Source organism: Billgrantia bachuensis (assembly GCF_011742165.1).
Lineage (GTDB): Bacteria > Pseudomonadota > Gammaproteobacteria > Pseudomonadales > Halomonadaceae > Halomonas > Halomonas bachuensis.
This window is the reverse complement of sequence record NZ_JAAQTO010000002.1, coordinates 1-12,005: the sequence shown is the minus strand read 5'-3', so window position 1 is coordinate 12,005 and position 12,005 is coordinate 1. Positions and strand designations below refer to the sequence as shown.

General features: G+C 61.1%; 9 protein-coding genes and 4 tRNA genes. 2 read left to right on the top strand and 11 right to left on the bottom strand.

What is annotated here, in order from left to right; genetic code table 11:
* The first annotated feature begins 39 nt into the window (after positions 1-39).
* A complete protein-coding gene (locus tag HBJ55_RS00285; protein WP_167109867.1) occupies positions 40-549 on the top strand; it encodes a peptidylprolyl isomerase in 510 nt (169 codons plus the stop codon).
* A 91-nt stretch (positions 550-640) separates the two neighbouring features.
* Positions 641-1,402, top strand: coding sequence for a UDP-2,3-diacylglucosamine diphosphatase (locus tag HBJ55_RS00280; RefSeq protein ID WP_167109866.1), 762 nt, complete (start codon positions 641-643; stop codon positions 1,400-1,402).
* 17 nt (positions 1,403-1,419) lie between these two features.
* Here HBJ55_RS00280 and HBJ55_RS00275 read toward each other — a convergent pair whose 3' ends face one another.
* The 11 genes from HBJ55_RS00275 to HBJ55_RS00225 form a co-directional block, all read right to left on the bottom strand.
* Positions 1,420-2,472: a CobW family GTP-binding protein gene (locus HBJ55_RS00275; RefSeq protein WP_167109865.1), complete on the bottom strand. Its 1,053-nt coding sequence runs from the start codon at positions 2,470-2,472 to the stop codon at positions 1,420-1,422.
* Positions 2,473-2,619: 147 nt separating this feature from the next.
* The gene (locus tag HBJ55_RS00270; protein WP_167109864.1) at positions 2,620-4,437 is read right to left on the bottom strand and encodes a SurA N-terminal domain-containing protein; all 1,818 of its coding nucleotides are present in this window, start codon (positions 4,435-4,437) and stop codon (positions 2,620-2,622) included.
* Between the two features lie 212 nt (positions 4,438-4,649).
* Positions 4,650-4,922, bottom strand: coding sequence for an HU family DNA-binding protein (locus tag HBJ55_RS00265; protein WP_167109863.1), 273 nt, complete (start codon positions 4,920-4,922; stop codon positions 4,650-4,652).
* 177 nt (positions 4,923-5,099) lie between these two features.
* Positions 5,100-7,502, bottom strand: coding sequence for an endopeptidase La (gene lon / locus HBJ55_RS00260; protein ID WP_167109862.1), 2,403 nt, complete (start codon positions 7,500-7,502; stop codon positions 5,100-5,102).
* 150 nt (positions 7,503-7,652) lie between these two features.
* Positions 7,653-8,930, bottom strand: coding sequence for an ATP-dependent Clp protease ATP-binding subunit ClpX (clpX, locus tag HBJ55_RS00255; RefSeq protein ID WP_167109861.1), 1,278 nt, complete (start codon positions 8,928-8,930; stop codon positions 7,653-7,655).
* Positions 8,931-9,007: 77 nt separating this feature from the next.
* Positions 9,008-9,628 carry an ATP-dependent Clp endopeptidase proteolytic subunit ClpP gene (gene clpP, locus HBJ55_RS00250; RefSeq protein WP_167109860.1) on the bottom strand — a complete coding sequence of 207 codons (621 nt, stop codon included), beginning with the start codon at positions 9,626-9,628 and terminating at the stop codon, positions 9,008-9,010.
* A 95-nt stretch (positions 9,629-9,723) separates the two neighbouring features.
* Positions 9,724-11,070 (bottom strand): trigger factor, encoded by a 1,347-nt coding sequence (gene tig, locus HBJ55_RS00245; RefSeq protein WP_167109858.1) that lies wholly within the window; start codon positions 11,068-11,070, stop codon positions 9,724-9,726.
* A 274-nt stretch (positions 11,071-11,344) separates the two neighbouring features.
* Positions 11,345-11,419 (bottom strand) — tRNA-His (locus HBJ55_RS00240).
* 34 nt (positions 11,420-11,453) lie between these two features.
* Positions 11,454-11,528: transfer RNA gene (locus HBJ55_RS00235), tRNA-His, on the bottom strand.
* A gap of 43 nt (positions 11,529-11,571) precedes the next feature.
* A tRNA-Arg gene (locus HBJ55_RS00230) sits at positions 11,572-11,648 on the bottom strand.
* Positions 11,649-11,715: 67 nt separating this feature from the next.
* Positions 11,716-11,792 (bottom strand) — tRNA-Pro (locus HBJ55_RS00225).
* Between the last annotated feature and the right edge of the window lie 213 nt (positions 11,793-12,005).

Genomic DNA, 12,005 nt, shown 5'->3' with positions numbered 1-12,005 from the left:
CGGCGCCAAGGCGCGCTCCTTTTGGACAGGAAAACTTCGATGATTATTCTCGAGACCAGCTTCGGCGACATCGCCATTGCCCTCAACCATGACCAGGCGCCCAAGACCGCAGCCAATTTCGAGCAGTATGTGCGCGACGGGCACTTCGACGGCACGCTCTTCCATCGCGTCATCCCGGGCTTCATGATCCAGGGCGGTGGCTTCGACCAGGACTTCAACCAGAAGCCCACACGCGACCCGATCGAAAACGAAGCCGACAACGGGCTGAAGAATCTTACCGGCACCCTGGCCATGGCCCGCACCCAGGACCCCCACTCCGCCACCGCGCAGTTCTTCATCAACGTGGCCGACAACGATTTCCTCAACCATAGCGGCAAGTCGATCCAGGGCTGGGGCTACTGCGTGTTCGGCGAGGTAGTCGAGGGCATGGACGTGATCGAGCGCATCACGGCAGTGGAAACCACGCGCCGCGGCATGCACGCCGACGTACCCGCCGAGGACGTGATCATCAAGCGTGCCTATATCAAGGACGAGTCCAGCGACAGCTGAACCCACCTGTCTGCACGCCCTGCGCAAGGGCGTGCAGCCGCGAGGCTCTGTGCGAGCCCTTTCGTTCGACCCGAGCCAATGAGACACGGCCATGACCACCACCCTGCTGATTTCCGATCTGCATCTGCACCCCAGCGCTCCCGACGTCACCGAAGGCTTTCTCGGCTGGCTCGACAGGCGCGCCCAAGACGCCGCTGCACTCTACATCCTGGGTGACTTCTTCGAAGCCTGGATTGGTGACGACCTGCTCGATCATGTCGACCAGGACCCCAGCGGCAACGCTGCGCTGGCCATACGCGTGGCAGGTGCACTGCGCAAGCTGGCAGATGCCGGCACGGCCATCTACCTGATGCACGGCAACCGCGACTTCCTGCTCGGTCATCGCTTCGCTGCTGCGGCCGGCGCCAAGCTCGTCACCGACCCGGCTGTGTTGCGTTTCGCCGACGAGCCGGTCCTGCTCATGCACGGCGACAGTCTGTGCACCCGCGACGAGGCCTATATGGCCTTTCGCAGCCAGGCCCGCAACCCGGCCTGGCAGGAACAGATACTCGCCATGCCGCTGGACGAACGTATCAAGCTGGCCGCCAGCTTGCGCCAGCAGTCGGGGGAAGCGACGTCCAACAAGGCCGATGACATCATGGACGTAACGCCCGAAGAGGTCGTGCGTACCATGCGCGATCATGGTGTGACGACGTTGATCCATGGCCACACTCACCGCCCCGCCGTTCACGAACTCGAAGTCGACGAGCAACCCGCGCGTCGTATCGTGCTGGGCGACTGGCAGCCAGGCCAGGGCTGGGAAGTCGAGATCGGCCCCGACGGCGACCCGGTACTGCGCCAGTTCGCGCTGTAGTCTCATCGACTTACTACTTACTGCACCTCGCCCTTCCGCCCCTGCAGACGGCACGCCTGAAGGGCAGCAAGAGTCTCTTCGCTTGGCGGCATGTGTTCCGCTTCAGCGATCAACTCCAGGCGTGAGTCCTTGCGCCAGGCACTGGTGGTAAGGCTCGCCGCCCCGTCTCCGCGGTTGTACAGCCTCCAGCCCGTATCGGTATGCAAGACTCCCTTCAGCCGCAGCCTGGATGGCAAGCGGTCCAGCACCTGGGTCAAGCAGTCGAGGTCGAAGACGTCCTCGGCACTCCAACGCCAGCTCAGGGTACGATAGCCAAGCGCCATGCCGCTCTGCTGTAGCGGCTTTCCAGGCTGAGGCGTAGCCTCGTCGAAGCCATCCAGGACTACCACCTGTCGAGCCGCATCGCGAAGTGAATCGTGCCCGCTGCTCACGCTGTGCGGCGCCCCCTCCCGGTGACGACCACTCATCAACAGCAGGGAAATCGGCAGTTCGCCGTGGGCAACCTCGGTCACCCACTTCTTGGCTGGCCACAATGACTCGGCGTGATGTAGAGCTGCCGTCAACTGCTCAGGTGTTGCCCGATCGCTCTTGGTCAATGCGACTGCATCGGCCATGGCCAGTTGGTCGTTGAACGTTTCATGCTCACGTGCGCGGGGATCGTCGAGCCGGGCAGGATCGAGCAGCACGACGACATCGCGCAGTTCGAGGATATTGGCAAAGGCCTCTCCGCGCAGCACATCGAGCAGACCGGCAGGATGACCGAGCCCGGACGGCTCGATGATGAGCCGGTCGGGCCGGTGGCGGTGCAGCAGATTGACCAGGGTAGCCTGTAGCACAAAGGCCAGCTGGCAGCACAGACAGCCCCCGGGCAGCCCCTTCACGATGACATCGTCACGGGCCTCAAACATGGCCTGGTCGATGCCGATCTGGCCAAACTCATTGACCAGAACCGCCCAGCGCTCCTCCTTCGGCTTCTGCTCGATCAAGCGGCGAATCAGTGTGGTCTTGCCGCTGCCAAGGAAGCCGGTAAAGAGATGGACAGGAATCCCAGTGAGAGGTGCTGTGCTCATGATAGCTCCGTCGGAAATTGTTATAGCATAACATGCATAACATTTACCTCCAGCCTGGGACATGAGCTGAAAGCGTGCAAGATAACGGTATAAATACTCACCCAAAGAAAAGGGGCCAGCGCCCCTTTTCTTTGGGTTGCCAAGCGATCAATACCGCTCGACCTCGGCCGTCTCTCGCAGGTGGTTTCTCAAGCCCTGAATGGCAGCCTGGGCACGCAACTGTTCCGCCATGCGCGCCACGAAAGCTTCCGTCTGTTCGTCTGCTTCACCAGGCTCGACGCTATCCAACGCAATCACGGTGACTCGCTCCTGGTTGCCGGTATGGCCAAAGACAGTCTCATCCCCCTCGGGGCGGGGAAGCCGGAAGGCAGCCTGCACGATAGCCTGTGGCACGTCGGCCTGCTGCCGGGTCGCCCGCTCCACCTGCTGCCAGTCGAGTTCGAGCACCTCGCCGGCACGCAGACGCTCGACCTGCTCTCGAGCCAGGTCAAGTAACGCTTCGCGCTGCTTGCGCTGCTCTACGGAAGCCGCCACTCGATCGCGCACCTCATCGAGCGGCAGCACGGTGGCCTCGCGATGTTCGGCCACGCGCAGCACCATGCGGCGATCCTCGTCGAGCTCGATGACTTCACTGTTGAAACCTTCGATCAACACATCCTTACTGAAGGCCTCGCTCATGACGCCGGGTTCGGAAAGCACCCCGTCGCCACCCTCTCGTGACACCCACTCACTTTCATGCAGCTCGAGCTCCTGGCTCTCGGCTACGCTGGCCAGATCGTCGGCCGCGAAACTCTCGTCGATGAGCGCCTGGACCCGGCGATTGAATACATCGGCCACTTGGTCGAGAGCCAGCTCACGTGCGATATCGTCGCGCACTTCCTCCAACGGCGCTTGATCCAATCCAGTCACCTTGATCAGATGCAGGCCATTATCGGTCTCGACGATACTCGATACCTGGCCTGGTGCGAGCGCGAAGGCAGCTTCGTCGAAGGCATCGCCGAAGAAACCGCGGCTGATCACTCCTAGATCGCCACCCTGCTCGGCCGTTGAGGGGTCATCTGAGTATTCGAGGGCCAGCTCGTCGAACGACTCCCCCTCAGCCAAGCGCTCACGCACCTCTTCAAGGCGCGCAATCGCTTCATCGCGGCTGCGCTCGCCATCGAAAGTGACCATGATATGCGACACACGGCGGTCGGCATCCCTACCACGCTCTTCCCACGCCTGGCGTATCGCCTCTTCCTCAACCTCGACCTGCTCGGCCATCTCCTGGCGGTCGACGATGACGTACTCGAGTCGAACCTGCTCAGGGCGCTGATAACTCTCGCGGTTCTCCTGGTAATGAGCCTCCAGCTCGGCTTCGCTGACTTGAACGGGCTCAGCGAGATCCGCCGCCGAAAGTGTGTGATAGCGGAAACTGCGTACCTGACGTTGCAGCGATGCCAGGGCTTCACGCTCGCTTTCGAGAACGAAATCACTGACCGCGAGCCCTTGCTGAAGTTGCTGGCGCTTCAGGTCGACGCGTAGCGCCGCCCGGAACGAGGTCGGCGTGAAGCCGGCACTCGCCAGGCGGTTACGGAACAGATCGGTATCGAAACGACCGCTCTGATCTTGGAACTCGGGTAACGTCACGATCACCTGGTCGAGCTGCTCGTCAGAGAGATAAAGCCCACCGTCTTCGGCGAAAGCGAGCAACAGGCGTTCACCGATCATCTCGTCGAGCACCTGGCCACGCAGAGCCCGCTCCTGCTCTGGAGGTACCTGACCGGAACGGATCGCACGCTGCACTTCCATTTCCAGCTCCTGGCGGGTGATGGTCTCGCCGTTGATCTTGGCGACCTCGTCACCACCACCGCCGAACAGCCCCACCAGGGACTCGACACCGAACAGCGCCATGGTTACCACCACGGCCCCTACGATGATCTTGGCGCCCCAGCTTCTGGAGCGGTCACGAATACTTTGCAGCATGCAGGCCTCGATTGCTGATTATTGGCTGGCTGTGGCGCCGTATTATACGGCGACGGGTCGCCGCGGGCCATCACGACAGCCCTGCTCGTCCAGAAGGGGACGGCGTTGCCGAGACGAAAAAAGAAGGCGCACCGCCGAAGCGGTGCGCCTGATCGTTTGCTGCCGAGTGGCTTCGCCCGCTTTCGGGCCTTCGGCGCAAATAATCCGTTGACTCAGTTCACGGAGTCCTTGAGCGCCTTGCCGGCCTTGAAAGTCGGCACCTTGGCTGCGCTGATCTGGATCGGCTGGCCTGTCTGCGGATTGCGGCCTGTACGGGCGGCACGCTCTTTCACCGAGAAAGTACCAAATCCGACGAGAGACACACTGTCACCTTTCTTGAGACTTTCTGAGACCGTGTCGACCATGGCATCCAGTGCGCGAGACGCAGCGGCCTTGGGAATATCGGCAGACGCGGCGATGGCTTCGATCAGCTCGGATTTGTTCACACTTCACCCCTTGACTGTTTCAGAAAATGGCTCTAATCGGCGTACCTTTCGCCCGGCAACTCGATCACAGCATGGCTGGCAGTTTATAGCAATGCTGCAAAAGAGGTGTCAAGCAACTGCGGCGCCAAACCGCGTCATACTCGGGTTCTGCACCCGAGTATGACACAGCAATTATCGTTAATGCGTACTGATCATGCTGGAAGAAGAAGCCGAATCTTCCGTTCGTGATTCTTCCCCACCATTACCGGTCCTTTCGGCAAGGGCCGACTCCAGCACTTCGTCGATCCAGCGGACGGGCCGGACATCCAGCGCATCCTTGATATTATCCGGCACCTCCTTGAGGTCCCGGCGGTTCTCTTCCGGAATGAGCACGATCTTTATACCACCGCGCCGTGCCGCCAGCAATTTCTCCTTTAGCCCACCGATCGGCATCACTTCGCCACGCAGGTTCACTTCTCCGGTCATGGCAAGGTCGCAGCGTATTGGCCGTCCGGTATAAGCCGACACCATGGCGGTGACCATGGCGATACCTGCACTAGGACCATCCTTGGGCGTCGCGCCCTCAGGCACGTGGATATGCAGGTCTTCCTTCTCGAAGCGCTCCGGGTCGATGCCCAGCGTCGCAGCACGGGCACGTACGACGGTGTGGGCCGCACTGACGGACTCCTTCATCACGTCACCCAGCGAGCCGGTCTTGTTGATGCGCCCCTTGCCCGGAGTGACGACCGACTCGATATTGAGCAGCTCTCCACCCACCGATGTCCAGGCCAGGCCGGTCACGCGCCCTACCTGGTCCTCCTTGTCGGCCAGGCCATAGCTGTACCGGCGCACACCGGCGTAGGCCTCGATGTCTGCCGCGGAGAGCAGCGCTGGCGCCTGAGCCCCTTTGCCCTCGTACTCGAGCCGCTCGCGCAGCACCTTGCGGCACACCTTGGCGATCTGCCTCTCGAGCTCACGCACCCCCGCCTCGCGGGTAAAGTAGCGGATCAACTCGAGCAGCGATTCGTCGGAGAACGCGAGCTCATCTTCCTTGAAACCGTTGGCATTGAGCTGCTTGGGTACCAGGTAGCGCCGAGCAATGGCGAGCTTTTCGTCCTCGGTATAACCGGGCAGGCGGATGACCTCCATGCGATCGAGCAAGGGTCCGGGAATGTTCATCGAATTGGCGGTACAGATGAACATCACTTCGGAGAGGTCGTAATCAAGCTCGAGATAATGATCGTTGAACTTGTCGTTCTGCTCCGGATCGAGCACCTCCAGCAGCGCCGAGGCGGGGTCGCCACGATGGTCCATGCCGATCTTGTCGACCTCGTCGAGCAGGAACAGCGGATTCTTGACCTCGGCCTTGCTCATACGCTGAATCAGCTTGCCCGGCAGCGAGCCGATGTAGGTACGGCGATGCCCGCGAATCTCCGATTCGTCGCGCACGCCACCCAGCGCCAGGCGCACGTACTTGCGATTGGTGGCCCGTGCAATCGACTGTCCCAGCGAGGTCTTGCCCACCCCCGGCGGACCGACCAGGCACAGCACGGGCCCCTTGAGCTTCTTCACACGCTTCTGCACGGCGAGGTACTCGAGGATGCGTTCCTTGACCTCGTCGAGCCCATAGTGGTCTTCGTCCAGCACCCTGTGGGCGTGTACCAAGTCATGCTTGACCCGGGTGCGTTTCTTCCACGGCACCGAGATCAGCCAGTCCAGGTAGGAGCGCACGACCGTGGCCTCGGCAGAACTCGGCGACATCATCTTGAGCTTGCCCAGTTCTTGAACCGCCTTGTCGCGTGCCTCCTTGGGCATGCCCGACTCCTCGATCGCCTTTTCGTACTTCTCGGCTTCGTTGGGCACGTTCTCGAGCTCGCCCATCTCTTTCTGGATGGCCTTCATCTGCTCGTTGAGGTAATACTCGCGCTGCGACTTCTCCATCTGGTCCTTGACCCGGGAGCGTATGCGCTTTTCCACCTGCAGCAGGTCGATCTCAGACTCGATCAGCGCCATCAGGTGTTCGATGCGCTCGCGCACACGATCCATCTCAAGCAGCTGCTGCTTGTCCTGGATCTTGAGCGAGAGGTGAGCGCAGATGGTGTCAACCAGACGGCTCGGGTCCTCGATGCCGGAGAGCGAATTGAGCACCTCGTTGGGCACCTTCTTGGACAGCTTGACGTACTGCTCGAACTGGTTGAGCAGCACCCGAACCAGCGCCTCCTGCTCGCGTTCGCTCAGCGGCTCGCTGTCGCGCAGCACGGCCTCGGCCATGCTGTGGCCGTCGGTATGATGGACTTCTCGCAGATCGGCGCGAGAAACCCCCTCGATCAGCACTTTGACGGTGCCATCGGGCAGCTTGAGAAGCTGCATAATCTCGGCAACGGTGCCAATGGTGAAGAGGTCGTCGGTACCGGGGTCATCCTGCCCGGCTTCGCGTTGAGCGACGAGCAATACACGCTTGTCGGATGCCATCGCGGCGTCGAGCGCCTGGATTGACTTCTCGCGCCCGACGAACAGCGGGATCACCATCTGCGGATATACGACCACGTCGCGCAGAGGTAGTAGGGGCAGACTCAAGGTCTGAACGGCGTTCTGCTGCATCGCAGACGTTCCTCAAACAGAAATCGATAGATAACAAGGGGGATGGGGGCGCGCCGCCACCATTGCAAGGGGAATGCGCTGGCGAACGTGAAAAGGGGCCGCCCGAGCGACCCCTTTTCGTCTTGGGCAGGCAGCCAAGGCCGCCTGGCCTCAACCGTCAGTGCCGTCCACCCGCTGGTCCTGCTGCGAATAGATCAGCAGCGGCTCGCTGTCACCGGCGATGACCGACGCATCGATGACCACCTTGGATACCCCCTCCATGGATGGGATCTCGTACATGGTATCGAGCAGTACCGACTCGAGGATGGAGCGTAACCCACGAGCACCGGTCTTGCGCGCCATGGCCTTCTTCGCTACGGCGCGCAGCGCATCCTCGCGAAACTCGAGCTCGACCCCCTCCATGTCGAACAGACGGGCATACTGCTTGACCAGAGAGTTCTTGGGCTCGGTGAGAATCTGGATCAGAGCATCCTCGCTGAGCTCGGTCAGCGTGGCAATGACCGGCAGACGCCCGACGAACTCGGGAATCAGGCCGAACTTGACCAGATCCTCCGGCTCGACGTCGGCGAGCAGGTCGCCTACGCCCTTGGTCTCGTCCTTGCTCTTCACCTCTGCGCTGAAGCCGATGCCACCCTTCTCGGCACGATCACGAATGACCTTATCGAGGCCGGCGAAGGCACCGCCGACGATGAACAGGATGTTGCCGGTATCGACCTGGAGGAACTCCTGCTGCGGATGCTTGCGCCCCCCCTGCGGCGGAACGGAAGCCGTAGTGCCCTCGATGAGCTTCAGCAGCGCCTGCTGCACGCCCTCGCCCGAGACATCACGGGTGATCGAGGGGTTATCCGACTTGCGCGAGATCTTGTCGATCTCGTCGATGTAGACGATGCCTCGCTGGGCCTTCTCCACATCGTAGTCGCACTTCTGCAACAGCTTCTGAATGATGTTCTCGACGTCCTCTCCGACATAGCCCGCTTCGGTGAGCGTAGTGGCGTCGGCGATGGTGAAGGGCACATTGAGCAGCCGCGCCATTGTCTCCGCCAGCAGCGTCTTGCCGCTACCGGTAGGCCCGATCAGCAGAATGTTGGACTTGCCGAGTTCCACGTCATCGCCCTTGATGCCGGCGCGAAGACGCTTGTAGTGGTTATAGACGGCCACGGACAGCACCGTCTTGGCGCGGTCCTGGCCGATGACGTATTCGTCCAGGGTGCGACGAATCTCGCGGGGAACGGGCAGACGCTCCTCATCGCTCTCGGCATCGGCATCGAGAACTTCCTCGCGAATGATGTCGTTGCACAGGTCGACACACTCGTCGCAGATATAGACGGACGGACCGGCAATCAGCTTGCGCACCTCGTTCTGGTTCTTGCCACAGAACGAGCAGTAGAGCAGCTTGCCGCCTTCGTCCTTGCCTTTGCCGTCGGCCATTCGCGTACCTCTGTCACTTCGGCGGCCGGGCCGGCCGCCGCTAATCACTTAGTTGAAGCGTGCTTGATTTCACGCTATCAGGATGTGGGCCGCTTATCCAGTACGGCGTCGATCAGACCATATTCCACTGCCTGAGTGCCGCTCATGAAGTTGTCGCGGTCCGTATCCCGGGCGATCGTCTCGATATCCTGACCGGTATGATGGGCAAGGATACGGTTGAGCTTGTCCCGGATACCCAGTATCTCGCGGGTATGAATCTCGATATCTGCCGCCTGGCCCTGGTAGCCGCCCAACGGTTGGTGAATCATCATCCGTGAGTGGGGCAGCGAGTAGCGCTTGCCTGCAGCGCCGCCAGCCAGCAGCAACGCCCCCATGCTGGCCGCCTGGCCGATGCACACGGTGGAGACATCGGGCTTGACGAACTGCATGGTGTCATAAATCGACATCCCGGCGGTAACGGCGCCGCCAGGAGAATTGATATAGAGGTGGATGTCCTTGTCCGGATTCTCGGACTCAAGGAACAGCAGTTGCGCCACGATCAGGTTGGCCATGTGATCCTCCACCGGCCCCACCAGAAAGATCACACGCTCCTTCAGCAGCCTGGAGTAGATATCGTAGGCCCGCTCGCCGCGTGCGCTCTGCTCAACCACCATCGGCACCAGGCCGCCGGCGTTTCGGGTCTCGAACTCGTTGCTCATCAGTGTGATGTCCTTGCATCCGATGAATGGAAGCGCCTCTCGACCGACCTGCCGTTCGCCCTTCGGCGACCGACAGATCGGGCCTTGCCACCGTATCAGCTGTTGGCTTCTTCCTCGCCCTCTTCGGCCTGCTCACCCTGCTGCTGGGCAGCGGCAAGCGCCTGCTGGTAGCTCATCTCCACGTTCTTGACGGTAGCCTGCTGCAACAGCTTGTCGACAGCCTTCTCTTCGAGAATAGCCGACTTGACCTGAGTCTTGAGCTGGTCGTTGCCCATATAATAGTCAATGACTTGCTGCGGCTCCTGGTACTGCTCGGCAAGCTCCTCGACCTTGGCGCGAATCTCGTCGTCGCTGGCATCCAGCTCGCCCTGCTTGATCACTTCGGCCAACAGCAGGCCGACCTGGACGCGCCCCTTGGCCTGCTCTGAGAACAGCTCGTTGGGCAACTGGGAGACGTCGAAATCCTCTCCCAGGCCGAACTGCTGGGCCGCCTGACGTTTGAGTGTATCGGTCTCCTGCTGCACCAAAGCCTGGGGCACAGGCACATCGTTGGCCTTTTTCAGTGCTTCGAGAACCTGCTGCTTGATCCGGTTGTCGACGGCCTGCTTGGCTTCACGCGCCATGTTCTTCTTTACTTCGGCGCGGAATTTCTCGATGTCGCCGTCTTCCACGCCAAAGCGCTTGATGAACTCATCGTCGATTTCGGGAAGGACCTGGCCCTTCACGGCATGCACCTTGACCTTGAAGGTAGCTTCCTGACCGGCCAGATGCTCTGCCTGGTAATCCTCGGGAAAGGTGACCTTGATCTCCTTCTCCTCGCCCGCCTGAGCGCCGACGAGCTGCTCCTCGAAGCCGGGGATGAAATTGCCGGAGCCCAGCACCAGCTCATGCCCCTCGGCACTGCCACCCTCGAAGGGCTCGTCACCGAGGAAGCCCTGGAAGTCGAGCTTGACCTGATCGCCCTCTTCGGCGGCGCGATCGACCTCCTCCCAGGAGGCATTTTGCTTGCGCAGGGTCTCGATCATCTCCTCGAGGTCGGCGTCGCTGACCTCAACGACAGGACGCTCGACTTCGGTGCCCTCGATCGAGGCAAGTTCGATCTCCGGGTAGATTTCGAGGGAAGCCACGAACTCGAGGTCCTTGCCCTCTTCATCGACCTTGGGCTCGATGCTCGGGAAACCGGCCGGATTGAGGTTCTGCTCGGTGATCGCACGCACATAGCGCTCACGCATCAGCTCGCCCACGACCTCGTCGCGCACGCCGCGGCCATAACGCTGGCGCACCACGGACATAGGTACCCGGCCCTTACGGAAACCGTTGAGGCGAATGTTCTTCGCCGTGTCCTTGAGGCGGGCTTCGACGGCCTCGTCGACCTCGGCGGCGGGCACTTGGAACGTGACACGGCGCTCGATCTGGGAGGTCGTTTCGACGGAAACTTGCATGAATGGTCCTCTACCGACTGGGGCGTTCTTGGGAAGCGTGAATGTAAAAGAGAGATTCTAAGAATCCCGCCCGACGCTGGCAAGCGTTACGCCTACAGGATTGGGGCGCCCGGGCATTTTACAAGGGCAGCGGGCAAAGTTGATGGCGCTACCCTGTCCTCTCGACATGAATGGCACCGATAGCACATCAGGCGACACCCGAGCGGAATGAGCCGTTCGAGGCATACAAGAAGAGGGAGACGGGAAAACGAGCTGAGTAAAGAAAACGGTGCAATGGGGTGGATGATGGGGATCGAACCCACGACCACCGGAGCCACAATCCGGGGCTCTACCACTGAGCTACATCCACCATTGCAAACCGGGAACCACGTAAGGAAGTCGAATGGGGTGGATGATGGGGATCGAACCCACGACCACCGGAGCCACAATCCGGGGCTCTACCACTGAGCTACATCCACCATATCGACACTGCTCGAACCGAAGGTCACTTCCACGCCAGACTGGCACGCCCAGCAGGACTCGAACCTGCAACCTACGGCTTAGAAGGCCGTTGCTCTATCCGGTTGAGCTATGGGCGCATTCTACGTTCCATGGCGTCCGACCGCAACCCCGATTTGCTTTTTTCTCAGCATAAACAAAAGGTTGTGGTCGGGGTGGAGGGATTCGAACCCCCGACATCCTGCTCCCAAAGCAGGCGCGCTACCAGACTGCGCTACACCCCGCCGGCCTTCGCACGGCCCTCGACGCCCTATATCGGGCCTCACCGAGCGCTGCGTATTCTACGCGAGAATCGACCGTGGTCAATAGCCTCCTGACGCAGCGAGGCTTTTGCGCTTTGCCTTGGCGGCATGGCGTGCGAAAATCGGCACCCTTCGAAGTTCCGCAGCCGGCCCCGCCAGCACCGCTCACACCATTCACCACAGGGGAGATACGAT